The sequence below is a fragment of the Streptomyces sp. NBC_00569 genome, assembly GCF_036345255.1.
GTDB lineage: Bacteria > Actinomycetota > Actinomycetes > Streptomycetales > Streptomycetaceae > Streptomyces.
On the sequence record NZ_CP107783.1, the window covers coordinates 7,277,453 to 7,303,315 of the forward strand.

Here is a 25,863-nt window from a genome sequence, read left to right on the forward strand (position 1 = left end):
ACGGCACACCCCCGCCCCGGTCCCGCCGACAGGAGCACCGTGCGCACCACTCTCCGCCCTCTCCCGCCTTGGCTCGGCCACACGCTGCGCGTCCAGCGCGGCCCCGTCCCATGGAGCGCCGTCGTGCGCGGCGCACTCGCCGCCGGGCCGCTCCTCGTCGCGGCGCTGCTCGCCGGCCGTCCCTCCGCCGGGGTGATCGCCGCACTCGGCGCCATGTTCGCGGGAATCAACGACCGGCCCGGCAGCCGCCGCGCGGCGGTGCCCCGGATCGGGGCGCCCGCCCTGGCCGGCGCGGGTGGACTCGTCGTCGGCACCTGGGTGGGCGCGCAAGCCGGTCCCGCCGCGCTGATCGGCGTGTTCGCGTTGGTCGGGTTCGCGGGCGGCGCGGTCAGCGCAGCCGGCCCCGTCGCGTCCGCCTGCGGAACGCAACTCCTCGTCGCCGTCGGGATCGGCGTCGGGATGCCGCTGCCCGAGGCCGGCTGGCAGCGGGCGCTGCTGTACCTCGCGGGCGCCGGCTGGCTGCTCGTCCTGCGCACCGTGCTGCCGTCGCCCGGCGGGCGTGGGGCGTACCGGATCGATGGTGAACGCGCCGCCGTCACCCAGGTGTACGCGGCCGTCGCCGCACTCGTCGACGCGGCCGGCTCACCCCGCGCCACCGCGCACCGCGTCGCCCTGACCGCCGCGCTCGACCACGCGCAGGACGCCCTGTCCGGGCCGCGCCTGCGCCGGTACGCCGGTTCCTGTGCCGAACGCCGCCTGCACGCGCAGTACGCCGCCGCCCTGCCGCTCGCCGAGGCGGCCACGGCCCTCGCCTGGGCGGGCAGCCCTCTTCCGGCCCGCGCGTCCGAGGGGCTGCGGCGCCTCGCGGACGCCGTCCGCTCCGCGACCCCGTGCGGTCCGTTGCCCGCTCCTGCCCGTTCCGACGCCGCCCTGCGCGCTCTGGACGAGGCCCTGCTGCACGCGGCCGTGGCGTTCGACGGTCCGGTACGGGAACACGACCGGACGGCAGGCGCTCGATGGAAGGTACGTGTGAGGACCCGGCGCGGCGCCGGTGCGAAGCCGCTGCACACCCGCCCCCGCGCACCCGTCACCTCCCTGCGCAGAGCCGTCGGCCCCGCCGGGCGCGAGTACGGGGTCCGGGTGGCACTCTGCTTCGGGGCCGGTGCCGCCGTCGCGCAGCTCCTGCACAACAGCCACTGGTACTGGCTGCCCGTGACCGCCGTCTTTCTCGTCAAGCCGGACCTCGGCCCCCTCGCCTCGCGCGTGCTGTGCCGGGCGTTCGGGACGGTGTTCGGAGCGGCGCTCTTCGCGGGACTCGCCGCGCTGCTGCCCGGCCCCGCGGGGCCCGTCGCGCTCGTGGTGCTCGGCGGCGCACTGATCCCCGTGGCCACACGGCACTTCGCCGCCCAGACCGCCGTCGTGACCGTCTTCGTGCTGTCCCTCGTGATGGTGGGCGGAGAACCGCAGATGGCCCTGGCCCGGATCGGGGAAACGCTGCTCGCGTGCGCGATCGTGCTCTGCGTGGGCCACCTGCCGCTGCCCGTACCGGGCCGCGGTGGCGGTGCCGTCCGTACGCGCCTGACCATCGCCGGCGAGGCCGCGCACGCCTACGTGCTCCATGTGCTCAGCGCATCCGACGACCGCGCCGGACGGTGGACGCTACGCCGCGAGGCGTACCGCGCACTCGCCGAGGCCCGCACCGCGATCGACCTCGCCGCCGCCGAACTGCCCCCGGTCGCCCGGCACACGGCCGGCACGGAGGACGTAGCCGTCACCCTCGAAGCCCTCGTCGACACGACCACGTCCTGCGCCGTGCATGTCGACGACACGGGCCGGGTCCCGGAGCAGCACGCCGAACGGATCGACGCGCTGCTCGCGGAACTTGCCGCCTAGAGAGGCGAGTTACTGAAGTTACGGCTTCGGCAGCTCACAGCCCGCCGCGCTGAGGTCGATCTTGTTGCCGATCCCGACGCACGGCACGATCCCGTACGTCTCCTGCGCGTAGTTGATGCCCTTGCGGACCGTGACCGTGCCGTTCTCGTCGACCTCGCACGGGTTGTTGTCCGTGCAGCGGGCGCCGTCCTCGTTGCCCGTGTTGTTGACCGCCACGACCTTGCCGGACGCCTGGTCGACGACGGGGGAGCCCGAGGTGCCGCCGATCGTGTTGCACGTCGAGGTGTAGCGGACCGAGTCCTTCCAGGTCCACTCGCCCTCCTTGAGGCGGTACGCGAAGCCGTCGATGTTGCAGCTGTAGGTCTTCTTCCAGTAGCCGGAGACGACCGTGATGGCCGTGCCCGCAGTGGGGTGCGAGGCCGACAGTTCGAGGGCCTTGATGCCGTACGAGCTCTCGATCTGCTGGTAGGTGCTGGTGAGTTGGTAGAGCGAGACGTCCGTGTCCGTCATCGTGCCGTACGCGATCTTGTCCGCGCGCAGCGTCGCGACCTTGCTGCCCGCGGAGTTGAGCAGGCTGAAGGTGCGGGACGACGGCTGGTCGACGACGACCTCGCCCGGGCCGGGGAAACCGCTCTCGAGGCAGTGGCCGTTGGACATGACCAGGGCCGGGTCCGTGGGCTGCGAGTCCGGCACGCGGACGACCGAACCGGAGCAGTTGCTGAGCGCCACCGTCCCGGCGAAGCTGACCGCCTTGGCCTTGGCCTCGTGCTGGGCTCCGACTGCCGTGGCGGGCGCGGCTGTTGCTCCTATGAGGAGCAGGCCGAACACCGCACCGACGAGAGGCTTGTTCATGTGGGGGGTCCTCTCCCGTTGAATGCTGAAACCGACAACTACCGGTTTTGACATGTGCATTGTGGTGGTGTCGGCGTCAGCGGACAACAGTGCATGCTCAGCGAACACAACGGATCCGCCGGAAGAAGTGCGAAAGATTTCTGCCGCCGAGCGATGAGTTCCGCGAAGACCCCCGGTCAACCACCTGAGGAGTACCGACCCGAGGAGGACCCATGGGGCTGCCGAACATCGTCACCCGCGAGGAGTGGCTCGGCGCGCGCCAAGAACTGCTCGCCAGGGAGAAGGCGGCGACCCGCGCCCGCGACGCGCTCAACACGCAGCGCCGCGAACTGCCCATGGTGGAGATCGAGAAGCTGTACGTGTTCGAGGGACCCGACGGCAAGTCGGAGCTCCTCGACCTGTTCGAGGGCCGCCCCCAGCTCATCGTCTACCACTTCATGTTCGGCCCGGACCAGGACGCGGGCTGCCCCAACTGCTCCGCGTTCCTCGACCAGATCGGGCACCTCTCTCATCTGCGCGCCAGGGGAACGGAGTTCGCGGCGGTGTCGCGCGCCCCGTTCACCAAACTCCTGCCGTTCAAGGCCCGCATGGGTTGGACGGTGCCCTGGTACTCGGCGGCCACGAGCGACTTCAACCAGGACTTCGGCTTCGCGGCGGACGAGGAGCCCCGCGACCTGCCCGGTCTCAGCTGCTTCCTGCGCGACGGCGACCGGGTCTACCACACGTACTCCACGACGGGCCGGGGCCTCGACGGCATCGGCTCCATGACGAGCCTGCTCGACCTGACCGCGCTCGGCCGGCAGGAGGAGTGGGAGGAGCCGGCGGGGCGGGCGTCGGCGCTCGGTGCCCCGGCGGGCGGCGCGCGCGTCCGCTATCACGACGAGTATCCGGACTGACACGGCGGCAAGCCGGACCGCCGGGACGGTCCTCCGGTCTGCCGCAGCGGCGCCGCGCGTCTCAACTCGGTGTCAGTGTCGTCACGTTGCGAGCCCTCGGGCGCCTCACGGGCGTTCTTCTCCGTAAGAACGCGCGACGGCGCACGTACGACGACGGGGGCAGGAGTGCACGATGATCGACGGACGAGTGGTACTTGAACGCTTTCCCGCGGGGGGACCGCGGGGGTCATGGCCGGCCGAGGAGTTCGCGCACGACCGGCGTCTGGAGGGTCAGCCCGCGGAGGTCGTCATGGACCTCGCGACGGACGCCTTCCTGGTGATCGTGCCGCGCGCGGAGGCTGTCGCGGGCTGATCCGGGTGGAGCTTGCGGTTCAGGCGGCGTCGGCCGCGCCCGCGCCGATCGAGCGGGACCATGCCGGCGTCGTACCGGTGACCCGGCACAGCGCGAGATAGAGCGGGATCGGCGGGGTGTACGGGACGCTGCCGTCGGGACGGTGGATGAGTCCGGGCGCGCGCCGCGCGTCCGGCACCAGCGCGCCAGTCGTGTAACGGGCCGGGGACGGCCACTCCAGGGCGACGTCCGAGTCCGAGGGAACGATCCACCACCAGCGGTCACCGTCGGCGTACACGCACCCCATGCGCGGCAGCCGCGCGACCATGGCGCGCCCGCAGGCCTCGGGGACCGCGACGGCGTCGCAGCCGAGCGGGGCGGTCATGCCGTCGGGGACGGTGAGTCTGAGCGGGGTGGTCCGCAGGATCTGCCGCTGCCGGGAGAACCGGACCAGCGAGTCGAGATCCATCGTGCGCGTCGTCACCACACCCATCCGGCTCCCGCCCCCGTTCCCGTACCGGGGCCGGCGGCCGGGCCGAAGTCGGTGCCGCACCCCGTCTCGAACTCTGACTCGAACTGCTGCGTGTCGAAGGCGGGGCCCGTTTCGGTGCCCGGTCCCCTGTCGGGGGAGTGAGGTGCTCCACCGGTGTGCGGTTCACCGCCGTGGTGCGGCCGGGGTATCCCATGGGGTCCGGCGACGGGGGAGTGTCCTTGGGTGGCGCTCGCGTCCTGCGCGCTGTCCGCGTCGCGTGCGAGCTCGGCCCACACCAGAAGTCCGGGGCCGGTTTCCTGCGCGCCCCACGCGGTGCTCACCGCCGCCACGAGCAGCAGGCCACGTCCGTGCTCCTCCTCCGGGGCGATGCGGCGGGCGGGATGCGGCTCACCGGGGGCCCAGCCCTCGTCACGCACAGCTATCCGGACCCGGTCGTCACCGTCGTGGAGCTCGCACACTATGCGGCTGCTCGCCGTGTGGACGATCGCGTTCGTGACCAGTTCGGAGATCACCAGGGCAGCCGCGTCGCAGGTGTCATCGCACACTGCCCAGCCGCTGAGGTGGGCGCGCGTCAGCTTCCGGGCCTGAGCGGCAGAACCCGGGTGGGGAGCCAGTTCGAAGCTGCTGCGGCGCGGGGACGCGGCGCCGGAGCGCGCTGCGGTTTCGTCACCGAGCGTAGCTTCGCCGACTTCTGTTCCTAACGGCACGGACGGAGTCACGCTTGCCACTATCTCCCCGTCGTGAACACTTGGCAAGAGCCACTCTGAAAAGTGCAGAGTGCAGTGTGCTCGCGTGCCGAGCCGTGGCACACTGCTGACGGCGGTGTGCCGTACGGCGCTCGTCATGGCGAAATTGCCGACGATTTAAGGGAAGTTGCCCGGAATAGCCGGGCGCCGGGACAGTCCGGCTTCTCTCTGGGAGCGCGACCACGCGCGCGACCGCAACAGGACCACAGGGACGACGGGGAGGTAGGGGGCGTGAGCGAACCGCGGTCCGCTCCGACCGTTGGCCAGGTCGTCCTCGGCCGGCGCCTCCAGGACCTGCGCGAACGCGCCGGGCTCAAGCGCGAGGAGGCCGCGAAGGTCCTGCGCGTCGCCCCCGCCACGGTCCGCCGCATGGAGATGGCCGAGGTCGGCCTGAAGATCCCGTACCTCCAGCTCCTCCTTAAGTCCTACGGCGTCACCGACGAAGAGGCGGATGCCTTCGTCAGGCTCGCCGAAGAGGCCAACAAGCCCGGCTGGTGGCAGCGGTTCCACGACATCCTGCCCGGCTGGTTCTCGATGTACGTGAGCCTGGAAGGCGCCGCCAGCCTCATCCGGTCGTACGAGCCCCACTTCGTTCCCGGGCTCCTGCAGACCGAGGACTACGCGCGTGGCGTGCTGCGCTCCGGAGCCGTCGGCCGCGCCCTCGCCGAGGACCCCGACGTCGTCGAGCGGCATGTCGCGCTCCGGATGCAGCGCCAGGAGCTGATCACCCGCGAGGACGCCCCGCGCCTGTGGATGGTCATGGACGAGACCGCGCTGCGGCGCCCGGTCGGCGGCCCCGACGTGATGCGCGGCCAGATCGACCGGCTCCTCGAGGCCACGGAGCTGGCCAACGTGACGCTGCAGATCGCCGAGTTCGCCGCCGGCCCGCACCCCGGCACGTACGGCCCCTTCGTGTTGTTCCGATTTGCCATGTCAGAACTGCCGGACATGGTCTACAGCGAGTACCTGACCGGCGCGGTCTACCTCGACGCGCGCCCCGAGGTGGCCACCCACCTCGAGGTCATGGACCGCATGGCGGCACATGCCGCGACGGCACATCGCACAAAGGACATCCTCCGGGATCTCCGCAAGGAGCTGTGAATGGATCGGATCAAGGCCCGCATACGAGGGATCGACGGGGAGGTCATCTACAACGGGATGCCCGCCCGCGACCTCGGCACCGAGGGCTGGCACAAGCCCTGGAGCGGCGGCAACGGGGGCAACTGCGTGGAAGCGATGAAGCTGGCCGACGGCCGGGTCGCGATGCGTCAGTCGGCCGACCCGGACGGCCCCGCCCTGATCTACACCCCGGGCGAGATCACCGCGTTCATCGAGGGCGCGAAGGCCGGGGCGGCGGACTTCCTGCTCTCGTGAGCGGACGGGGTGCGCGAGCCGTGGACCTGTCTTCCCGGCGGCCACGGCAGCCGCTGTCGGGGTCTCAGTCCGGTGGCAGCACCCCGCACAGAGCGTCCAGCGCGGCGCCGTAGGCGGGGTCCGACGGCGTCGAGTAGCCCACCACCAGGCCGTCCGTGTGCGGCATCGTCGCCTCCGGGTGGCGGAACTCGGAGAGGCCGTCGAGGGCTACACCGCCCCACGCGGCGGCCTTGACCACGGACCGCTCGGTTCCCGGGGGCAGCCGCAGCACCGCGTGCAGCCCCGCCGCGATCCCGGTGACCGCCACTCCGGGCGCCCGCTCGGCGAGCGCCTCCACCAGGCGGTCGCGCCGCCCCCGATAGCGCTGCCGCATCCGCCGCACGTGCCGGTCGTAGGCCCCCGAGAGAAGGAAGTCCGCGAGCGCCAGCTGGTCCGGCACGCTCGCCCATGCCTCCCGCTCGCCCTTCGCCGCGACGACATCCCACACCAGCCCCTGCGGCAGCACCATCCAGCCGAGCCGCAGCGCCGGTGACAGGCTCTTGCTGACCGAGCCGACATAGACCACCCGTTCGGGGTCGAGGCCCTGTACCGCGCCGACGGGCCTGCGGTCGTAGCGGAACTCGCCGTCGTAGTCGTCCTCCACGATCAGCCCGCCACGCGCGCGTGCCCAGTCGACGGCCGCCGAACGCCGCTCGGCGTGCAGCGGGCCGCCCGTGGGGAACTGGTGCGCGGGTGTGAGCAGAGCGGCCCTCGCCCGGCTCGCTCCGGCCGCCAACTCCCCGACACGCGCGCCGTGTTCGTCGAGTCTCAGGGGCAACGTCCGTACTCCGGCGGCCGTCAGGATCTCGCGGTGGAAGCCGAGTCCGTACGACTCCACGGCGAGCGGTCCGCGCAGCACCCGGCCGTCGAACAGAAGCCGCAGGGCGTGCGCGAAGCCGGAGCAGATCACGATGCGGTCCGGCTGCGTCCGTACCCCGCGCGCGCGGGCCAGGTACTCCGTGAGCGCCTCTCGCAGCTCGACGCGGCCCTGCGGATCGCCCGGCCCGAACGCCTCGTTCGGCGCGGCCTGCAACGCACGCCGGTACGCGGCCGCCCACTCCGCGCGCGGGAAGGACGACGCGTCGGGTGTGCCCTGGCGGAGGTCGTGGCGTGGCCCGTGCGCGCGGGCCGGACCCCTCTTCGGGACGCGGGCGGACGTGGGCGGCCCCGCCCGCTCGGCGACCCGCGTCCCCGACCCCTGACGCGCGGTCAGCCAGCCTTCGGCGACGAGCTCCGCGTACGCGTCGGCGACCGTGTTGCGGGCGACGCCCAGGTCGGCGGCGAGCGAACGGTAGGGCGGCAGCCGGGTGCCCGGAGCGAGCCGTCCCGAGCGCACGGCATCACGCAGCGCCCCGATGAGAGCGGCCCTGCGGCTGCCCGCACCGGACAGGTCCAGATGCAGGTCGGCGCCGACGCGCTCAGCGGAATTGACCCATGAATCTGTCATGGAGATGCACCCTACAAGAGGTCTATCCAGCCCGTAGATTCATGGTCATGACGACGAACACGATCACCACGGCGAACACCCACTCCCACGCCCACCCGGCCGGCCGCATCGACTTCGCGAAGGCCGCGCCGAAGGTCTTCCGCTCCCTGATCGGCTTCGACGCCGCCGCCCGCGAGGGCCTCGACCCGTCCCTGGTGGAGCTGATCCAGATCCGCGCCTCGCACCTCAACCACTGCGCGTACTGCCTCCACATGCACACCAACGACGCGCGCAAGGCCGGCGAGAGCGAGGACCGGCTGCACATGGTGGCCGTGTGGCGCGAGGCCCGGCACTTCTTCAGTGCCCGGGAGCGCGCGGCACTCGCACTGACCGAGGCCGTCACGCTCGTCGCCGACGGCGGCGTGTCCGACGACGTCTACGCGGAGGCCGCGGCCCAGTTCGACGAGCAGGAGCTGGCGCACGTCCTGTCCCTGATCCTCACGATCAACACCTGGAACCGGATCGCCCTGTCGACCGGCAAGGTCGCGGGCACCGACGAGCGCAAATGATGCGACGGGCGCAGACCGGCGGCGGGCTCAGGCCATCATCGGACGGTCGTACGGCCCGATCGGCGCGGGCAGCCGCGTCGAGCCGGTCAGCCAGTGGTCGACCGCGGCCGCGGCCGAGCGGCCCTCGGCGATCGCCCACACGATGAGCGACTGGCCGCGGGCCGCGTCCCCGGCCGCGAACACGCCGGGCACCGAGGTCGTGAACCGCGCGTCGCGGGCGAGCGTTCCGCGGCCCTCCACGGCCAGACCGAGCTCGCCGACCGGGCCGCCGGCGCCGCGCTCGGGCCCCGAGAAGCCGAGCGCGAGCAGCACCAGATCGGCGGGCAGCTCCCGGGATGTGCCCTCCCGGGGCCGCCGCGCCTCGTCGACCTCGACGAGATGAAGCGCCCTCACCCGGCCCCACTCGTCCCCCTCGAAACGCAGCGTCGACGCCGCGAACAGGCGCGCGTCGGCGTCCGCCGCGGGCGCGGTCCGCAGCTCCCCGGCCTCCTCGTGGGCGGCGGACAGCCGGTAGATCTTCGGATACGTCGGCCAGGGCTCGGCCAGCTCGTCGCGCTCGGAGCCCGGCTGCCCGTAGATGTCCAGCTGCGTGACGGACGCGGCGCCCTCGCGGACCGCCGTGCCCAGGCAGTCGGCGCCGGTGTCGCCGCCGCCGACGATCACGACGTGCTTGTCCGCGGCCGACAGGGGGGAGGTGGCGATGTCGCCCTCGCACACGCGGTTGGCCAGCGGCAGATACTCCATCGCCTGCACGATCCCGGTCAACTCCCGCCCCGGCACGTCCAGTTCACGCCAGGCCGTGGCACCGACCGCGAGGACCACCGCGTCGTAGCGCGCCCGCAGCTCGGCCGCGCCGATGTCGCGACCGACCTCCGTCGACGTACGAAAACGCACCCCCTCCTCCCTCAACTGCGCGAGCCTGCGGTCCAGATGGCGCTTCTCCATCTTGAAAGAGGGGATGCCGTAGCGCATCAGGCCGCCCGGCCGGTCGTCCCGCTCGAAGACCGCCACCGTGTGCCCCGCGCGGGTGAGCTGCTGGGCGGCCGCGAGCCCCGCCGGGCCGGAGCCGACCACGGCGACCGTGGCGCCGGACAGCCGGTCGGGCGGCCTGGGCGGGGCGAGGCCGTCCTGCCAGGCGCGGTCGGCGATGGCGACCTCCACGTTCTTGATGGTCACGGCCGGCTGGTTGATCGCCAGGACACAGCCCGCCTCGCACGGGGCGGGGCACAGGCGCCCGGTGAACTCGGGAAAGTTGTTCGTGGCGTGCAGCCGGTCGCTCGCCGCCCGCCAGTCGTCCCGCGACACGAGTTCGTTCCACTCCGGGATCAGGTTCCCGAGCGGACACGCCTCGTGACAGAACGGGACGCCGCAGTCCATGCAGCGGTCGGCCTGCGCCTCGATGATCGGCAGGAGCGCCCCCGGGACGTAGACCTCGGCCCAGTCATGGACCCGCTCCTCGACAGGGCGGCGCGGCCAGTCCTGCCGGGGGGTGGTGAGGAAGCCCTTGGGGTCGGCCATGGCCGTCTCCCTTGCCGTGTCCTTCTCGCCACAATACGTCCGTTTCCCCCGGTGTGCAGGGGCGCGGCAGGGCGCGAAGGCTCAGGTCAGGGCGAGGATGAACGAGGCCGCCGCGGCCAGCGACGCACCACCCCTGACGTGGTTCCACATCAGCCACTGGGACACGTACGCACGCCACGCTCCCGCGCTGTCCGGCGCCTCGGGGTCCAGCTTCGCGAGCGCGTCGTTGCGCGGGACGTTCGCGGCGACGGTCACGCCGAACACGCCGACGAGCTGGAGCGCGCTGCCGAGCAGCAGCTCCACGGTGCCCGGCTCCGGCCAGAGCACGAACGTCACGACGGCGAGCACCGCGCACAGTGCCGCGGCCCCCATGAACACCACCATGAACGCCGGACCGACCGCCGCCACGTTGATCGCCTGCATCGCCGCGATGCCCTGCGCGGGCGGCAGCGCCGCGAGCCCCTTCATCACGAAGGTCGAGAACGCGATGAAGACGCCCGCCGACACCCCGCAGGCGAGCGCGCCCAGGACGGTGAGCACGAAATACGGTCCCTCGATCATCACAACTCCCCCTCCCGGCGATGCCGTTGGCGTCGCGGTCCGCTCAAGATCCTGCCGCACGGAGGGGACGGCCGCCACTGTGCGGCGTACACCCTCCTCACGGCTCCCGCCTTCTCACGACCCCCGCGCGCGCCACGCCGCCAGAACGGTCTCCACCGGCACCGCGATTCTCCGCCTGGCCTCGCCCCGCCCCACTCCGCTCATCAGCAACGCGTCGTACGCGGTCTCCGTGTGCCGCACCGCCGCCCGCACCGCCGCCGTCACCGCGGCCTGCGACAGGGCGCGGCCCGCCGCGCTGCGCCCCACCCGGCCGCTGCCGCGCAGTGACGCGTGGGCCGCGATCGCCTCCGCCCGGTCCGGCGGGCAGCCGGGGAAGAGCCGCAGGATCTCCCGGGCGAACGCGGCCGTGAACGACGCGTCCTGCGCCGCCCTTCGCACCGCGTCCCGCGCCCGGCGCCTGGCCCGCGCGTCCGCGTCCGCGAGGCACCGCTCCTCGGCGCGGGCCAGCGCCGCCTCCTCCACGAGGACGCCCTGGCGCTCGTAACGGCCGCGCCGCCGATGGAAGCGCACGACCACCGCCGACAGCGAACTGCCTTCCCTGGCGCGGCGGGTGAGCGCCCAGTCGCCGCGCGGCAGATACACGAGATGCCCGAGGTCGGCGCAGTCGAGGCACCGCGGCGCCCCGTCCTCCAGGGTCAGCAGCTCCAGCGGTTCCCGGTGGCACTCCGCGCACTGCCGGCGCTTCATCGGCTGCACGACGACCGGCCCGCCGAGCCCGGTGTGCGGCGGGGGAGTCCGGCGGTGAGCAGCCCGGTCGGGCCGGGCCTCGGCGGTCATACGCGGTTCCTTCCCCCGCGTGCGGGCGAGAACGCGTCGCGGCGGTACGGGTCCCCTCGGATCCCGCCCTGGGCGCGAGGCATCATGAGGCGCGTGCGACTCGAAGCGATCACCTGGGAACGGCTCGGCGACGCCCTCGCCGAGCGGCTGCTCGACCTGAAGCCGGGCGACGGGAGTCCGTGGCCCCGTATCGCCGTCGACGGCCCGCCGGCCGCCCGGCCCGGTGACCTCGCCGCACTGGTCGGGGAGGCGCTGCGGGTGCGCGGACGCCCCTCGCTCGCCGTGGACACGGGCGGATTCCTGCGGCCAGCCTCGCTGCGCTTCGAGTACGGGCGCGAGGACGTGGAGGCGTACTACAGCGGCTGGTTCGACACGGCCGCGCTGTGGCGCGAGGTCTTCGGGCCGCTCGAACCCGGCGGCACGGGACGCGTCCTGCCCGATCTGTGGGACCCGGCGGCCGATCGCGCGACCCGCAGCGCCTACGTCGAACTGCCGCCCGGCGGCGTCCTGTTGTTGCACGGACCGCTGCTCATGGGGCACTGGTTCCCCTTCGACCTGACCGTGCATCTGAAGCTGTCGCCGGCCGCGCTGCGACGGCGTACGCCCGAGGACGAGCAGTGGACGCTGCCGGCCTTCGAGCGCTACGAGAGCGAGACGGACCCGGCCGGTACGGCGGACGTGGTCGTACGGGCCGACGACGCCCGGCATCCGGCCTGGGGCGGGCTGCCCTCGTGACGGGCGCGCTCACGTGTCGGTGCGGGCCCGCTCCCAGGTGCGGGCCCAAGGCAGGGCGGGAAGAATGAATTGCGCCGGGACCTGCGGCGCGACCGTGCTGCGCCGGCCACCGGCACCGGGAGGTACCCCATGACCACCGCCGGAGACATCATGCACCGCGGTGCGCAGTGGATCCCCGCTCACGAGACCCTGGACCGCGCCGCCCAGCTCATGCGACAGCTGAACGTGGGCGCGCTGCCCATCAGCGACGAGAACGAACGCCTCTGCGGGATCCTCACGGACCGCGACATCGTGATCGGCTGCGTGGCGATGGGCCACGACCCCTCCGAGATCACCGCGGGTGACCTCGCGCAGGGGACGCCCCGCTGGATCGACTCGAGCGCCGACGTCGACGAGGTCCTCCAGGAGATGCAGGGCCACCAGATCCGCCGGCTCCCCGTCATCGAGGACAAGCGCCTCGTCGGCATGATCAGCGAGGCCGACCTCGCGGCGCACCTGTCCGACGACCAGATGTCGGCCTGGGTCGAGAGCGTCTACGCCAGCAGGTGACCCTTGAGAGCAGGATCCGGCGGGCCGCTTCCCTGGGGAGCGGCCCGCCACCACGTGGTACGGCCTGCCACCATGTAGGCGGCACACGCCACCACGCAATCACGGGCTGCCACCACGCAGAACGGCTTGTCACCGCGTAGAACGGCCCGCCGTCCGTCGCGCGGGCTCAGAGCCACCCGTTGCGCCGGAAGGCGCGGTGCAGGACGAAACAGATGCTCGCGATCACGCCCAGGAACAGCGGGTAACCGAACTGCCAGTGCAGCTCCGGCATGTGGTCGAAGTTCATTCCGTACACGCCGCAGCCCATCGTCGGCACGGCGACGACCGCGGCCCAGGCCGTGATCTTGCGCATGTCCTCGTTCTGGGCGACCGTCACCTGGGCGAGATGGGCCTGCAGGATCGAGTTGAGCAGCTCGTCGAAGGACGCGATCTGCTCGGCGGCCCTCAGCAGGTGGTCGGAGACGTCCCGGAAGTAGGCCTGTATCTCCGGCGCCACCACCTGGAAGGGGCGGCTCGCGAGTTCCTCTATCGGCCGGGCGAGCGGCACCACGGCCCGCTTCAGCTCGAGCAGCTCGCGCTTGAGCTGGTAGATCCGGCCCGGGTCGGCGCGCGCCCCGTCCTCGGTGAACACATCCGTCTCGACCTGGTCGATGTCCGACTGGACGGCGTCGATCACGGTGAGATAGTCGTCCACCACGTGGTCGGCGATCGCGTGCAGCACGGCGGCCGGGCCCTTGGCGAGCTGCCCCGGGTCCGCCTCCAGGCCCTCGCGCACCGGGCCGAGCGAGCCGTGCCTCCCGTGCCGCACGGTGATCACGAACTCGCGGCCGATGAACACCATGATCTCTCCGGTGTCGACGACCTCGCTGGTCGCGGTCAGCTCCGCGTGCTCCACGTAACAGACGGTCTTGAACACGGCGAACAGCGTCTGCCCGTACCGCTCGACCTTCGGCCGCTGGTGCGCGTGCACCGCGTCCTCGACCGCCAGCGGGTGCAGGTCGAACAGCTCGGCGATGTCCGCGAACTCCAGCTCCGTCGGCTCGTGCAGCCCCAGCCAGACGAAGCCGTCCTCGGACTTGCGGACCCGGTCGACCGCGTCCACCAGATCACGCCCGGCCTGCTCGCGGACCCCGTCCCGGTACGTCACGCACTTGACCACCGCCGAACCCAGCGGCGAGCGGGAGGGGTGGCTGAGGTCGACGCGGGGGTGCCGCCGCGCCAGGCGCGCCACTCTTCTCAGGCCTCCGACCTTGCGCAGGTCGGACACCTTCCGGAGATCTCCGACCTTCCGCAGGTTGCCTGCCATCGACATGCGGGGCTCCTCGCGCGGCTTGACGTCGTGTTTCGGTGACTCGGCGGGCCAGTCTGCCAGCTCACGGCGACAACGCCCATGGCCCCTGGGGGAACGGAACGCTCCCCTTCGAACGCGCGGAACAATCGCCTCCCGGCACCGGACCGGGCAACTGGGATGATCGCGGCATGACGCGACCCGAGGGCTATCTCCTGGACAACCGGCAGCAAGAGGCGGGCCGGCGCTTCGACGCCTTCTCGGCCCTCTTCGACCCCACGACGTTCCGGCACATCGAACGGCTCGGCATCGGCCCCGGGTGGCGCTGCTGGGAGGTCGGCGCGGGCGGCACCTCCGTGGTCTCCTGGCTCGCCAAGAAGGTCGGCCCCACCGGGAAGGTTCTCGCGACCGACATCGACACCTCGTGGCAGACGTCCGCCGCCCGTTCCCCCGTCGAGGTCCGCCGCCACGACGTGGCCGCCGACGAGCCGCCCACCGAGGGATTCGACCTGGTCCACGCCCGGCTCGTCCTGGTCCATGTGCCCGACAGGGAGCGGGCGTTGCAGTCGATGCTGCGCGCGCTGCGGCCCGGGGGACGGCTGCTCGTCGAGGACGCCGACCCCGCGCTCCAGCCGCTGGCCTGCCCCGATGAGCACGGCCCCGCCGAGGAGCTGGCGAACCGGCTGCGCCGCGGCTTCCGCGAGCTGCTCGCGGAGCGCGGCGCCGACCTGTCGTACGGCCGCAAGCTGCCGCGGCTGCTGCGGGAGGCCGGCCTGCACCAGGTGGAGGCCGACGCGTACTTCCCGCTGACGTCCGAGGCCTGCGGGGCCCTCGAGACGGCCACGTTCCAGCAGATCCGCGAATCCCTCGTCCGCGCGGGCCACGCCACGGACGAGGAGATCGACCGCCACCTGGCCGACGTCGCGACCGGCACGATGGACCTGGCGACGGCACCACTGATCTCGGCGTGGGGACGGAAGCGGGCCTAGGGCTTCTGCCCTCGGCGGGGTTACGGGTCCGGGTCGCTCTCAGCGGACAGGTCCGCGTCTACTCCCGTGAGGAGCGCGGGTCCGGGGTGCTCTCGGCGCGGCGGAGGTCGGCCGCCCACCCGTGTCACCGCCAGTGCCCCCGCACGGCACCCCTCCGTCGCCGCCTCCCGTGGCCCTGCGCCCCGCAGCCACGCGGCGAGGAACGCGCCGGTGAACGCGTCGCCCGCCCCGGTGGAGTCCCGCGCCACCGCCGACACCGACGGCACACGCGCGCGTACCGCCCCGCCCTGCGCCACCACCGCTCCCGCGACGCCCGATGTGACGACGACCAGCGGGAACCGTCCGCTGAGCTTCGACGCCGCGTCCTGCGCGTCCCCGGCGCCGCTCAGCAACTCCGCCTCGTCCCGGCTGGGGAGCAGGACCTCCACGCCCTCCGCGAGCGCCAGGAACCGGTCGGGTCCCAGCCCGGTGAGGAAGCCGGCCGACGCGGGGTCGACACTCACCGGCACCCCACGCGCGCGTGCCGAGTCCAGCGCCGCCGCGACCAGGGCGCGCCCCTCGGCGGAGAAGAACAGATACCCGGACAGATGCAGCCACGCGACCCCACCGAGCAGGTCCGCGGACCAGTCGGCGGGGGAGAGGCGCAGTGAGGCCCCGCTGTCGGTGAGGAACGTCCGCTCGGCGCCGGCGCCCGTGTCGACCAGTGAGATCACCGTGCCGGTCGCCGCCTCCGGGTCGACGACGAGCCGGGGACGCACCCCCGCGCGCGTGAGCGCCTCCTCGTGCCAGGCCACCGAGTCGGCGCCGACCCGCCCGAGCAACGCCACATCAGAACAGCTCGCGTAGGCCGCCCAGCACGCCACGTTCGCCCCCGCGCCACCCGGCAGCGTACGGATCTCCGCAGCCGTGTCCGTGCCCGCCGCGAGCGGGGCGTCGTGCCGGGCCACGATGTCCGTGACGACGTCCCCGACGACCAGGAGGGTTCCGCTCACGGCCGCGCCCAGGCCGCCGCGATGCGCGCCGCGAGCCGTACGTTGCCGCGTACCGCCGCGAGGTTGGCCTCCAGCGAGGCGCCGTCCGTGTGCCGCACCAGGTAGTCCAGGAGGAACGGCGTGACCGCCTGCCCCGTGATGCCCTCCGCGTCGCACGCGCGCAGCGCATCGTCGAGCACGCGCGCGTGGAGCGCGGGATCGAGCTGCTCGGCCTCGGGCACCGGGTTCGCCACGATCAGCGCGGTTCCGGGCCCGCCCAGCGCGTCCTGGGCCCGCATCACCGCGGCCACCTCGGCCGGATCGCCCAGCGTCCAGTCGACGGGCCGGCCCGAGTCGGAGAGGTAGAAGCCCGGGAAGCGACCGGTCCCGTATCCGGCCACCGACACTCCCAGGGTCTCCAGCCGCTGAAGCGTCGCCGGTACGTCCAGGATCGACTTGACGCCCGCGCACACCACGGTGATCCGCGTCCGCGCGAGCAGCCCGAGGTCCGCCGACTCGTCCTGTGTCTCGGTCCACCGCCGGTGCACGCCGCCGAGCCCACCCGTCGCGAACACCCGTACCCCCGCGCGCGCCGCGAGCAGCGCTGTCGCCGACACGGTCGTCGCCCCGCTCGCCCCCGTCGCCACGGCGAGCGGCAGATCACGGTGGCTCAGCTTGCGGATGCCGTCCTCCGTCGCGACCCGCTCCAACTGGCCCTTGTCCAGGCCGACATGGGGTCGTCCGTCCAGAACGGCGATCGTCGCGGGCACCGCGCCCTCGGCGCGCACCAGCTCTTCGAGTTCGAGCGCCACCCGCAGATTGCGCGGGCGCGGCAGCCCGTGCGCGATGATCGTCGACTCCAGGGCCACGACCGGCCGGCCCGCGGCCACCGCTTCCCGCACCTCATCGGACACCAGCACCACGCGCCTGCCTCCTGCCTGTCGGGTCTCCCCTCATCCATGGCGAGCGGCGCGCACGCCCAAACCCTGTGGCACGTCCGTAAACGCTTGTGGCGCGACGGCCGACCGAGCAGCCTGAGTGCATGACGGACAAATCTGAGCGCATGACGGACAACACGACGCGCCTCGACCATGTCGTCCTCTGGGTCAGCGACCCGGTGGCCGCGGCGCACTTCTACGAAGAGGCGGTCGGCCTCGAACCTCTCAGGGTGGCCGAGTTCAAGGAGGGCGCGGTTTCGTTCCCCTCGGTGCGGGTCAACGAGGAGACCATTCTCGACCTCGCGCCGCTGACGCTGGCGCCCCGTATGAACATGGTGCCGGGCGGCGACAAGAGCGCCGGCCACCCGGTCAACCATGTGTGCATCGCCCTGACCGAGGGCGGCTACGACAGCCTGCGCGCCCGTCTGGAGGAGCGCGAGGTGCCGGTCTCGGACCACGGCCGCCACTCGTACGGCGCCCGCGGCCCGGCCGTCCGCAGCTTCTACTTCCGCGACCCCGACGGGAACGTCTTCGAAGCGCGTTACTACGAAGAGGCCTGAGCCGCCTGATACGGGTCCCTGCTCGTCCGGGTGTCGGCTGTACGGACGTTGAGGTTCAGCGGCGCGTACGGCTCCACGAGCGGCCGCGTGACCGGCCGCCCGTCCGGCCACGGTCGAGCAGGGCCACACCCAGAGCGGCCAGGCCGATCTGGATCAGCCACTCCACCCAGTCGATCCCCTTGGTGTCCGCGACACCGATGCCCGCGGCGATGGCCGAACCGAGCAGCGCGGCCACGATGCCGACGACGACCGTCGCCAGGATGCCGATGCGCTGACGGCCCGGCAGGGCGAGCCGGCCCAGGACGCCGATGACGATGCCGATCACGATCGCGCTGATGACGCCGGAAATCTCCATGTCCCCACGACTCCCTAGAACCCCGGGCACGCGGCGCCCGGGACGTTGTCTCCAGGTCTCTTCCCCTTGACGAGCCGTCCAGTCCGGGCCGTGACCGAGGTACGGGTCGTCCAGTGAACAGAGGGGTCCGCGCTGCCTAGAGTGACCGTTCATGACCACGAACGATCAGGCCACTGCGTCTTTTGCCGTACACATTCCGGACGTTGCACTCGAACCGGAGCCCCTCGATCCGGAGCAGATCGTCTCGGGCGACCCCGTCGTCACGGGCAAGGTGCTCTGGGAGTCCGCCGACGGCAAGCAGCTGCGGGGCATCTGGCAGATCACGCCGGGCGTGGTCACGGACACCGAGGCGAACGAGCTGTTCGTGGTCGTCTCCGGCCGCGCCACGGTCGAGGTCGAGGGCGGAGCGACCCTGGAGGTGGGCCCCGGCGACGCGGCGGTACTGCGCGAGGGCGACCGTACGACGTGGACCGTGCACGAGACCCTGCGGAAGGCGTACCACATCACGCTGCCCTGACCGGTGTCATGCCGACCGCGGTCACCGTCCGCGGTCACGCCGCCCTGGTCACCTCGTCGCGGGCCGCCGGCTGAAGAGGGCGAGCGCGGCGAGCGGCAGCAGGAGGCAGGCCGCGGCCAGGTTGAGCCAGGCGTAGCTCGCCGTCGCGACGACCAGGCCCGCGGCCGCGCCGCCGACGCCGGCCGCCGTGTTCATGGTCAGGTCGGACAGGCCCTGTGCGGCGGCCCGCGCGGCCTGCGGCACCGAGTCCGTCAGCAGGGCCGAACCGGAGACGAGGCCCGCGGACCAGCCGAGCCCCAGGACGAACAGGCCCACGGCGGTCTGCCCGTGGTTGCCGCCCGCCGTGCCCGCGAGCAGCGCCGCGCAGGCGAGCAGACCCACGGCGAGGCCGATCACGGAGAGCCGCCCGAGCCGGTCCGACAGCCGTCCCATCACCGGCGAGAACGCGTACATGCCCGCGATGTGCCCGCTGATGACCAGGCCGATGAGATCGATGCTCGCACCGTGGTGGCCGAGGTCGACCGGCGTCATCGACATGATCGACACCATCGCGGTGTGCGAGACGGCGACGGTCACGAGGGCGAGCCGGGCACGCGGCGACGCGGCGACCGCGGCGAACCCGGCCCTGATCGACCGCGCTCCGGCCGACTTCTCCTCCTCGGGAGCCAGGGCGCGGGCGGTCAGGAGCGGATCGGGACGCAGCAGGACCTGCACCATGACGGCCGAGACGAGGAAGACCCCGGCCGCCCACAGGAAGGGCCCCGCCGCCGCGGGGATGCCGAGCCCGGCGACGCTGCGGCCCGCGGGCGCCGCGATGTTGGGCCCGAGCACCGCGCCGATCGTGGTGGCCCACACGACATTCGAGATCGCCCGCGCCCGGCGCTGCGGCTCGGCCAGATCGGCGGCGGCGAACCGCGCCTGGAGATTGGCCGACGAGGCGGCGCCGAACCCGGCCATGCCGACGAGCAGCAGCGGGAAGCTCCCCACCGCCGCGGCCAGTACGACGACCCCGGCCCCCAGCGCGCCGATCAGATACGCGAGGACGAGCCCGGGCCGCCGCCCCCGCGCCGTCATCAGGGCGGCGAGCGGAACGGACAGCAGGGCGGTCCCGGCGACCGTCGCGGTCGGTGCGAGCCCGGACAGCGCCTCGTCCCCGCTGACCTGCTTGGCGAGCACGGCGGCGAGCGCGATGCCGGTGGCGACGCCGAGCCCGCCGAGTATCTGGCTCGCGACGAGCACGGCGGTGACACGGCGGCGCAGCCCGGCCAGGTCCTCGGGCGTCACGGGGACGGAGGGCCGACGACGTGCGGTGGAATCGGGTATGAGCACCGGCGCAGTGTGCCAGCCGGCACCCACCCGCGAACACAGGGCATCCCCGCGCATGCCCTGCGCCAGCCAGATACCCAGGGCTGAAAACGGTGGTTCCCGTGCCTCGGAACGGCCGCTCGCGTGCCGCGGTACAGCTGCTTCCGCGCCTCGGAACAGCGCTGCTCCCGTGCCCTCGGAACAGCGTCGCTCCCGTGCCGCGGAACAGTCGCTCCCATGCCGCGGTACGGCTGCTTTTGCGCTGCCTCGGAACGGTGCCGCTTCCGTGCTGCGGAACAGTGCCGCTCTCGTGTCCTCGGAACAGTGCCGCTCTCGTGTCCTCGGAACAGTGCCGCTCTCGTGTCCTCGGAACAGTGCCGCTCTCGTGTCCTCGGAACAGCCGCTCCCGTGCAGCGGAACAGCCGCTCCCGTGCAGCGGAACAGTCGCTCCAGAGCCGCGGAACAGCGGCTTCCCGTGTCTCAGAACAGCGGCTGCGGAAGGACCCCTTCCAGCGCGAGCAGCTGTCGCTTCGTCTCCAGGCCGCCGCCGAATCCGCCGATGCCGCCGTCGCTCTCCACGACGCGGTGGCACGGCACGACGACCGGCAGCGGATTGGCTCCCATGGCCACACCCACCGCCTGCGCAGCCCCCGGCTGCCCGACGCGGCCCGCCAGGTCCCCGTAGCCGACGACCGTGCCGAACGGGACGCCGGCCGCCAGCTCGCGCAGGACCTGCCGGTTGAACCCGGAGATCAGCGACCAGTCGAGCGGCAGCTCGAAGTCCCGCCGCTCACCGGCGAAGTAGGCCTTCAGCTGACGTATGGGCTCGGCCAGGAGCGGCGAGTCCGGGGCCTCCACCGGCTCGGTCCCGAGCCGGGAACCGAGCCGCTCGACCGCCCGGTCCCGCACGGCGGGGGAGGCGTGGAAGGCGACATTCACCAGCCCGGCGTCCGTCGCGGCGAGGAGCAGCGGCCCGATGTCCGTGCCGACGACGGCCCAGACGACCGTGAGCCCGGCCCCTTCCCCGGCGGCAGCGTTCCCAGTGGATTTCTGCCCAGTGGCGTTCATGCCGACCACCGTACGGGGGGCCACTGACAATGCTCCGCGCCGTCCGCCGGCCTCGCCTCCCCCGGCCCGCCGTCGGCTCTACCGGCCGCCGCCCACCGCCTTGCGCACGACATCCGGGGAGTTGCTGATGATGCCGTCCACGCCGAGACCGGCCACGCGCCGCGCGGCCGCCGCGTCGTTCACGGTCCAGGTGAAGAGCTGGAGGCGCTTGCCGTGCGGGCCCTTGAGGGCGTGCACCGAGGCGACGTACCGGCTCGAGATCGTCCCGTAGCCGGGATGGATCCGGTCGGCGAACCGGGCGTACCGGGGCAGGTCGCTCACGGCGGGGGTACCGAGGAATCCCGTCGTGATGTCGGGGCGGAGCAGGTGCACGGTCCGTACGCTGGCTGCGCTGAAGCTCTGGATCACCAGGCGGTTCCTGATGTGATCGCGATCTAGCCAGCCCTCCTTGCCGAGCACGCGCAGGATGTCCGTCTCGATGCCCGGGTAGAGTGCCGGGTCCTTGACCTCCATGAGGAGCTTCTGGTGGTTGTGGTCGACCCGGTCCAGGTACTGGGTGAGGGTCGGGACGCGGGCACCCTTGAACTTGGCGCCCTTCCAGCGGCCGGCGTCGAGCTTGGCGATCTCCGCGGCGGTGAAGTCGCGGACGTTGTACGGGGCACGGCCGGGGAACACCTGCTCGACGTTCGTGGTACGTGCCAGATTCGTGTCGTGGATGACGACGAGCCGGCCGTCCTTGGTGCGCTGTACGTCGTTCTCGACCCAGTCGAAGCCGAGCTTGTCGGCCTTGTCGATGGCCTGGAGGGTGTTCTCGGGCGCGTACCCGGAGGCGCCGCGGTGTGCGATGACGACGGGTGCGCCGGGCTGCTGGGCCGCCTCGGCGGCGGTGGGGAGGACCAGGACGCCTACGAATCCCGCCAGGGCGGCGGTCGCGGTGGCTGCGCGTGCGGACACGTGTACTCCTCGCGTCGAGGGATCAAGGACTTGACGAGAGTGACAGTCGGTTGCCAACGGAAGACACGTGAAGGATGGCCACACACTGAACGGAGTGGTGGGAGGACGTGCACCCCGCGGGCGGGTGTCGTGAGGCTTTGCCGGAAAATCGGTCAGACGTTCCTGCGAGAGCCTTAATCTCTGCTCCAATCGCGGTCGCTCCGGCAGTCGCTGCCAGGGGTGCAAACAGAACGCATCAGGAACATCAGGAACATCAGGGCGAAGGGCTGCGGCGGATGCAGTACACGGTCGACGGATTCAGCTATGGACTGGTCACGCCGTTGGCGGCGTTCTTCATGGCCTGCCTCGGCGGGGCGCTGGGTCTGCGCTGCACCACCAGATCGCTGCTCGTCACCCAGTCCTGGCGGCCCGGCTGGCTCGCGCTCGGCTCGGCGGCTATCGGGTCCGGAATCTGGACGATGCATTTCATCGCGATGATGGGCTTCCGCGTGCAGGGCACCCCGATCCACTACGACAAACTGACGACGTTCGCGAGCCTGGGCGTCGCCATCGTCATGGTCGGGGTCGGGATCTTCATCGTCGGATACCGGGGTGCGACGGGAGCGGCCCTGTTCACCGGTGGCACGGTCACCGGACTGGGTGTCGCGTCGATGCACTACCTCGGTATGGCCGGTATGCGCCTGCACGGGACGCTTCAGTACAACACCTTCACCGTCGGTGTCTCCGTAGTGATCGCCATGGCCGCGGCCACCGCCGCGCTCTGGGCCGCGGTCCAGGTCAGGGGGTTCACCTGGAGCGTCGGCGCGAGCCTGGTCATGGGTCTCGCGGTGACCGGCATGCACTACACCGGAATGGCCGCCCTCGACGTCCGCGTGCACGGAAGCGGCGGCACCCCCGCCGGTGACACCCCCGCCGAACTCCTCGCGCCCCTCATGATCGGCCCCCTGTGCTTCCTGCTCCTGGCCGGCGTCGTCGTGGTGTTCGACCCGATGATGATGACGGGCAGGCCCGACCGGCGGGACGCCGTCGAGGCCGCGAGCAGGGCGGGCCGGACCGTGCGCCCGCTGCGACGGGCAGGCTGATCCGGCCCGGTTGTCAGTGCGGGGTCGTACGGTGGATTCCATGCGGCCCGTATCCAAGATCGAACGCACGGTGGCGCCTTTCGAGGTCGTCAGTCCCTACCAGCCAAGCGGCGACCAGCCGACGGCCATCGCCGACCTGGAGCGGCGCATCACCGCAGGTGAGAAGGATGTCGTCCTCCTCGGTGCGACCGGAACAGGTAAGTCCGCCACTACGGCGTGGATGATCGAGAAGCTTCAGCGCCCCACCCTCGTGATGGCGCCGAACAAGACGCTGGCCGCCCAGCTGGCCAACGAGTTCCGCGAGCTGCTGCCGAACAACGCGGTCGAGTACTTCGTCTCGTACTACGACTACTACCAGCCCGAGGCGTACGTCCCGCAGTCGGACACCTACATCGAGAAGGACTCCTCGATCAACGAGGAGGTGGAGCGCCTGCGCCACTCCGCGACGAACTCGCTGCTCACCCGGCGGGACGTCGTCGTGGTCGCCTCCGTCTCGTGCATCTACGGCCTGGGCACGCCGCAGGAGTACGTCGACCGCATGGTGTCCCTCAAGGTCGGCGACGAGATCGACCGGGACGAGCTGCTGCGCCGCTTCGTCGACATCCAGTACACCCGCAACGACGTGGCCTTCAGCCGCGGCACCTTCCGCGTCCGCGGCGACACCATCGAGATCTTCCCGGTCTACGAGGAGCTCGCCGTCCGCATCGAGATGTTCGGCGACGAGATCGAGTCCCTCTCCACCCTCCACCCCCTCACCGGCGAGGTCATCAGCGACGACGAGTCGCTGTACGTCTTCCCGGCCACGCACTACGTGGCGGGCCCCGAGCGCCTGGAGCGCGCGGCGAACGACATCGAGAAGGAGCTCGGGGAGCGCCTCGCGGAGCTGGAGAAGCAGGGCAAGATGCTCGAGGCCCAGCGGCTGCGCATGCGCACCACGTACGACCTCGAGATGCTCCGTCAGATCGGCTCCTGCTCCGGCGTGGAGAACTACTCGATGCACTTCGACGGCCGCTCGCCCGGCTCCCCGCCGAACACGCTGCTCGACTACTTCCCGGACGACTTCCTCCTCGTCATCGACGAGTCGCATGTCACCGTGCCGCAGATCGGCGCCATGTACGAGGGCGACGCCTCCCGCAAGCGCACCCTCGTCGACCACGGCTTCCGGCTCCCGTCCGCCCTGGACAACCGCCCCCTGAAGTGGGAGGAGTTCCAGGAGCGCATCGGCCAGACCGTGTACCTGTCGGCCACCCCGGGCAAGTACGAGCTCGCGCGGGGCGACGGCTTCGTGGAACAGATCATCCGCCCCACGGGCCTCATCGACCCCGAGGTCGTGGTCAAGCCCACCGAGGGCCAGATCGACGACCTGGTGCACGAGATCCGCAAGCGCACCGAGAAGGACGAGCGCGTCCTCGTCACCACGCTCACCAAGAAGATGGCTGAGGACCTCACCGAGTACTTCCTGGAGCTCGGCATCCAGGTGCGCTACCTGCACAGCGACGTCGACACACTGCGCCGCGTCGAGCTGCTGCGCGAACTGCGCGCGGGCGAGTACGACGTCCTCGTCGGCATCAACCTGCTCCGTGAGGGCCTCGACCTGCCCGAGGTCTCCCTGGTGGCGATCCTCGACGCCGACAAGGAGGGCTTCCTGCGCTCCGGCACCTCCCTGATCCAGACCATCGGCCGCGCCGCGCGCAACGTGTCGGGCCAGGTCCATATGTACGCGGACAAGATCACCCCGGCGATGGAGAAGGCCATCGACGAGACCAACCGCCGCCGGGAGAAGCAGATCGCGTACAACAAGGAGAAGGGGATCGACCCCCAGCCGCTCCGCAAGAAGATCAACGACATCGTCGCGTCCATCGCGCGCGAGGACGTCGACACCGAGGAACTCCTCGGCTCCGGCTACCGCAAGGGCGCGAAGGACGGCAAGGGTGCCAAGGCGCCCGTGCCCGCGCTCGCCAAGGCGGGGGCCAAGAAGACCGGCGGCAAGGCCACGAAGGGCAAGGCGGCACAGGCGGTCCCCACCGACCGCCCCGCGGCCGAACTCGCCGAGCAGATCGAGGAGTTGACCGACCGGATGCGGGCGGCCGCCGCGGATCTCCAGTTCGAGATCGCCGCACGGCTGCGTGACGAGGTGTCGGAGATGAAGAAGGAGCTGCGCCAGATGAAGGAGGCCGGGCTGGCCTGACGCCCCCCGCGCACCGCACGCCCCACGGCATGCCGGACGGATCCGGCATGCCGCACGGTGTGTTGCAACACCGACACAAAGTCCTTTCCTGTGTGCGGCGTTGTCAGTGGCCCTGCATAGGGTTCCCTCAACCGTCTGGACGGGCGGTGAAGAGCACAGTTCGAGAGGGGACGGACGCGTGACGGCCAACTTTTCCAAGGGTCCTGGTGTCAACCTGAGCAAGGGCCAGGCGATCAGCCTGCAGAAGCAGGACGGGGGCACCCTGACGGCCGTCCGGATGGGACTCGGCTGGCAGGCCGCCCCGCGCCGCGGCCTCTTCGGGTCCCGCACGCGGGAGATCGACCTCGACGCCTCGGCGGTCCTGTTCGCGGACAAGCAGCCGGTGGACGTCGTCTTTTTCCGCCACCTCGTCAGCGACGACGGCTCCGTGCGCCACACCGGTGACAACCTGGTCGGCGGCGCCGGCCAGGGCGGCGACGACGAGGCGATCCTCGTCGACCTCCAGCGCGTCCCGGTCCACATCGACCAGATCGTCTTCACGGTGAACTCCTTCACCGGCCAGACCTTCCAGGAGGTGCAGAACGCGTTCTGCCGCCTGGTCGACGAGACCAACGGCCAGGAGCTGGCCCGCTACACGCTCGACGGCGGCGGCCAGTACACCGCCCAGATCATGGCGAAGGTGCACCGCGCGGGCGCCGGCTGGCAGATGACCGCCCTGGGCTCGCCGGCCAACGGCCGCACGTTCCAGGACCTCATGCCGGCGATCCTGCCGGGCCTGTGAGGTAGCGGGAACACAGGAACAGACGGACGGGACGAGGGGGAGAAGGCG

General features: G+C 71.9%; 28 protein-coding genes. 14 read left to right on the top strand and 14 right to left on the bottom strand.

Going from position 1 to position 25,863, the window contains the following annotated elements; genetic code table 11:
• The first annotated feature begins 39 nt into the window (after positions 1 to 39).
• A complete protein-coding gene (locus tag OHO83_RS32705) occupies positions 40 to 1,893 on the top strand; it encodes an FUSC family protein (protein WP_330280129.1) in 1,854 nt (617 codons plus the stop codon).
• A gap of 18 nt (positions 1,894 to 1,911) precedes the next feature.
• Here the strand turns inward: OHO83_RS32705 and OHO83_RS32710 are convergent, their stop codons facing one another.
• Positions 1,912 to 2,745, bottom strand: a complete 834-nt coding sequence (locus OHO83_RS32710; RefSeq protein WP_329435669.1) for a S1 family peptidase — start codon at positions 2,743 to 2,745, stop codon at positions 1,912 to 1,914.
• Between the two features lie 212 nt (positions 2,746 to 2,957).
• On the opposite strand from OHO83_RS32710, the gene OHO83_RS32715 reads away from it, so the two are divergent.
• Together OHO83_RS32715 and OHO83_RS32720 are read left to right on the top strand one after the other, a co-directional pair.
• Positions 2,958 to 3,641 (top strand): DUF899 domain-containing protein, encoded by a 684-nt coding sequence (locus tag OHO83_RS32715; protein ID WP_266669388.1) that lies wholly within the window; start codon positions 2,958 to 2,960, stop codon positions 3,639 to 3,641.
• 172 nt (positions 3,642 to 3,813) lie between these two features.
• Positions 3,814 to 3,993 (top strand): hypothetical protein, encoded by a 180-nt coding sequence (locus tag OHO83_RS32720; protein WP_266669386.1) that lies wholly within the window; start codon positions 3,814 to 3,816, stop codon positions 3,991 to 3,993.
• Between the two features lie 19 nt (positions 3,994 to 4,012).
• Here OHO83_RS32720 and OHO83_RS32725 read toward each other — a convergent pair whose 3' ends face one another.
• Entirely contained in the window at positions 4,013 to 4,465 is a 453-nt protein-coding gene (locus OHO83_RS32725; RefSeq protein ID WP_266669384.1) for a hypothetical protein, read from the bottom strand.
• On the bottom strand, positions 4,453 to 5,172 hold the full coding sequence (locus OHO83_RS32730; protein WP_389562903.1) for an ATP-binding protein: 720 nt from the start codon (positions 5,170 to 5,172) through the stop codon (positions 4,453 to 4,455). The genes OHO83_RS32725 and OHO83_RS32730 overlap by 13 nt, the downstream gene beginning before the upstream one ends.
• A gap of 270 nt (positions 5,173 to 5,442) precedes the next feature.
• Between OHO83_RS32730 and OHO83_RS32735 the strand changes: the two genes are divergently transcribed.
• Both OHO83_RS32735 and OHO83_RS32740 read left to right on the top strand, forming a co-directional pair.
• On the top strand, positions 5,443 to 6,312 hold the full coding sequence (locus OHO83_RS32735) for a helix-turn-helix domain-containing protein (RefSeq protein WP_266669380.1): 870 nt from the start codon (positions 5,443 to 5,445) through the stop codon (positions 6,310 to 6,312).
• Positions 6,313 to 6,585 carry a DUF397 domain-containing protein gene (locus tag OHO83_RS32740; RefSeq protein WP_116502696.1) on the top strand — a complete coding sequence of 91 codons (273 nt, stop codon included), beginning with the start codon at positions 6,313 to 6,315 and terminating at the stop codon, positions 6,583 to 6,585.
• Between the two features lie 64 nt (positions 6,586 to 6,649).
• Here OHO83_RS32740 and pdxR read toward each other — a convergent pair whose 3' ends face one another.
• Positions 6,650 to 8,071: a MocR-like pyridoxine biosynthesis transcription factor PdxR gene (pdxR, locus tag OHO83_RS32745; protein WP_330280130.1), complete on the bottom strand. Its 1,422-nt coding sequence runs from the start codon at positions 8,069 to 8,071 to the stop codon at positions 6,650 to 6,652.
• A 47-nt stretch (positions 8,072 to 8,118) separates the two neighbouring features.
• Between pdxR and OHO83_RS32750 the strand changes: the two genes are divergently transcribed.
• Complete coding sequence (locus tag OHO83_RS32750; RefSeq protein ID WP_266669376.1) at positions 8,119 to 8,619, top strand: carboxymuconolactone decarboxylase family protein; 501 nt, start codon at positions 8,119 to 8,121, stop codon at positions 8,617 to 8,619.
• Between the two features lie 27 nt (positions 8,620 to 8,646).
• On the opposite strand, the gene OHO83_RS32755 is transcribed toward OHO83_RS32750, so the two are convergent.
• The 3 genes from OHO83_RS32755 to OHO83_RS32765 all read right to left on the bottom strand — a co-directional run bounded on the left by OHO83_RS32755 (position 8,647) and on the right by OHO83_RS32765 (position 11,535).
• Positions 8,647 to 10,137: a glutamate synthase subunit beta gene (locus OHO83_RS32755; RefSeq protein WP_266669374.1), complete on the bottom strand. Its 1,491-nt coding sequence runs from the start codon at positions 10,135 to 10,137 to the stop codon at positions 8,647 to 8,649.
• Between the two features lie 81 nt (positions 10,138 to 10,218).
• Positions 10,219 to 10,698 carry an anthrone oxygenase family protein gene (locus OHO83_RS32760; protein ID WP_266669372.1) on the bottom strand — a complete coding sequence of 160 codons (480 nt, stop codon included), beginning with the start codon at positions 10,696 to 10,698 and terminating at the stop codon, positions 10,219 to 10,221.
• Positions 10,699 to 10,812: 114 nt separating this feature from the next.
• Positions 10,813 to 11,535: a DUF2293 domain-containing protein gene (locus OHO83_RS32765; RefSeq protein ID WP_329435677.1), complete on the bottom strand. Its 723-nt coding sequence runs from the start codon at positions 11,533 to 11,535 to the stop codon at positions 10,813 to 10,815.
• An 84-nt stretch (positions 11,536 to 11,619) separates the two neighbouring features.
• Here OHO83_RS32765 and OHO83_RS32770 point away from each other — a divergent pair, with 84 nt between their 5' ends.
• Together OHO83_RS32770 and OHO83_RS32775 are read left to right on the top strand one after the other, a co-directional pair.
• Positions 11,620 to 12,270: a uridine kinase gene (locus OHO83_RS32770; protein WP_266669370.1), complete on the top strand. Its 651-nt coding sequence runs from the start codon at positions 11,620 to 11,622 to the stop codon at positions 12,268 to 12,270.
• Between the two features lie 129 nt (positions 12,271 to 12,399).
• The gene (locus OHO83_RS32775; protein WP_266669368.1) at positions 12,400 to 12,819 is read left to right on the top strand and encodes a CBS domain-containing protein; all 420 of its coding nucleotides are present in this window, start codon (positions 12,400 to 12,402) and stop codon (positions 12,817 to 12,819) included.
• A gap of 166 nt (positions 12,820 to 12,985) precedes the next feature.
• Here OHO83_RS32775 and OHO83_RS32780 read toward each other — a convergent pair whose 3' ends face one another.
• Entirely contained in the window at positions 12,986 to 14,131 is a 1,146-nt protein-coding gene (locus OHO83_RS32780) for a magnesium and cobalt transport protein CorA (RefSeq protein WP_266669366.1), read from the bottom strand.
• Positions 14,132 to 14,298: 167 nt separating this feature from the next.
• Here OHO83_RS32780 and OHO83_RS32785 point away from each other — a divergent pair, with 167 nt between their 5' ends.
• The gene (locus tag OHO83_RS32785) at positions 14,299 to 15,096 is read left to right on the top strand and encodes a methyltransferase domain-containing protein (protein ID WP_266669364.1); all 798 of its coding nucleotides are present in this window, start codon (positions 14,299 to 14,301) and stop codon (positions 15,094 to 15,096) included.
• Between the two features lie 20 nt (positions 15,097 to 15,116).
• Here OHO83_RS32785 and OHO83_RS32790 read toward each other — a convergent pair whose 3' ends face one another.
• Both OHO83_RS32790 and OHO83_RS32795 read right to left on the bottom strand, forming a co-directional pair.
• The gene (locus OHO83_RS32790; RefSeq protein ID WP_330280131.1) at positions 15,117 to 16,088 is read right to left on the bottom strand and encodes a carbohydrate kinase family protein; all 972 of its coding nucleotides are present in this window, start codon (positions 16,086 to 16,088) and stop codon (positions 15,117 to 15,119) included.
• Positions 16,085 to 16,990, bottom strand: a complete 906-nt coding sequence (locus tag OHO83_RS32795; RefSeq protein WP_329435683.1) for a pseudouridine-5'-phosphate glycosidase — start codon at positions 16,988 to 16,990, stop codon at positions 16,085 to 16,087. The genes OHO83_RS32790 and OHO83_RS32795 overlap by 4 nt, the downstream gene beginning before the upstream one ends.
• 140 nt (positions 16,991 to 17,130) lie before the next feature.
• On the opposite strand from OHO83_RS32795, the gene OHO83_RS32800 reads away from it, so the two are divergent.
• Complete coding sequence (locus OHO83_RS32800) at positions 17,131 to 17,565, top strand: VOC family protein (RefSeq protein WP_266676262.1); 435 nt, start codon at positions 17,131 to 17,133, stop codon at positions 17,563 to 17,565.
• Between the two features lie 55 nt (positions 17,566 to 17,620).
• Here the strand turns inward: OHO83_RS32800 and OHO83_RS32805 are convergent, their stop codons facing one another.
• Positions 17,621 to 17,920 (bottom strand): GlsB/YeaQ/YmgE family stress response membrane protein, encoded by a 300-nt coding sequence (locus OHO83_RS32805; RefSeq protein ID WP_266669360.1) that lies wholly within the window; start codon positions 17,918 to 17,920, stop codon positions 17,621 to 17,623.
• A 151-nt stretch (positions 17,921 to 18,071) separates the two neighbouring features.
• Between OHO83_RS32805 and OHO83_RS32810 the strand changes: the two genes are divergently transcribed.
• On the top strand, positions 18,072 to 18,437 hold the full coding sequence (locus OHO83_RS32810) for a cupin domain-containing protein (RefSeq protein WP_266669358.1): 366 nt from the start codon (positions 18,072 to 18,074) through the stop codon (positions 18,435 to 18,437).
• A gap of 48 nt (positions 18,438 to 18,485) precedes the next feature.
• Here OHO83_RS32810 and OHO83_RS32815 read toward each other — a convergent pair whose 3' ends face one another.
• From OHO83_RS32815 to OHO83_RS32825, 3 genes are all read right to left on the bottom strand, one after another.
• On the bottom strand, positions 18,486 to 19,766 hold the full coding sequence (locus OHO83_RS32815; RefSeq protein ID WP_382815242.1) for an MFS transporter: 1,281 nt from the start codon (positions 19,764 to 19,766) through the stop codon (positions 18,486 to 18,488).
• 456 nt (positions 19,767 to 20,222) lie between these two features.
• Complete coding sequence (locus tag OHO83_RS32820) at positions 20,223 to 20,810, bottom strand: methylated-DNA--[protein]-cysteine S-methyltransferase (protein WP_330280132.1); 588 nt, start codon at positions 20,808 to 20,810, stop codon at positions 20,223 to 20,225.
• A 78-nt stretch (positions 20,811 to 20,888) separates the two neighbouring features.
• Positions 20,889 to 21,764: a glycerophosphodiester phosphodiesterase gene (locus OHO83_RS32825; protein WP_266669352.1), complete on the bottom strand. Its 876-nt coding sequence runs from the start codon at positions 21,762 to 21,764 to the stop codon at positions 20,889 to 20,891.
• A gap of 275 nt (positions 21,765 to 22,039) precedes the next feature.
• Here OHO83_RS32825 and OHO83_RS32830 point away from each other — a divergent pair, with 275 nt between their 5' ends.
• The 3 genes from OHO83_RS32830 (at position 22,040) to OHO83_RS32840 (ending at position 25,815) form a co-directional block, all read left to right on the top strand.
• On the top strand, positions 22,040 to 22,846 hold the full coding sequence (locus OHO83_RS32830; protein WP_266669350.1) for an MHYT domain-containing protein: 807 nt from the start codon (positions 22,040 to 22,042) through the stop codon (positions 22,844 to 22,846).
• A 40-nt stretch (positions 22,847 to 22,886) separates the two neighbouring features.
• Complete coding sequence (uvrB, locus tag OHO83_RS32835) at positions 22,887 to 25,034, top strand: excinuclease ABC subunit UvrB (protein WP_266669348.1); 2,148 nt, start codon at positions 22,887 to 22,889, stop codon at positions 25,032 to 25,034.
• 178 nt (positions 25,035 to 25,212) lie between these two features.
• Positions 25,213 to 25,815, top strand: coding sequence for a TerD family protein (locus OHO83_RS32840; protein WP_227294093.1), 603 nt, complete (start codon positions 25,213 to 25,215; stop codon positions 25,813 to 25,815).
• Positions 25,816 to 25,863: the final 48 nt, after the last annotated feature.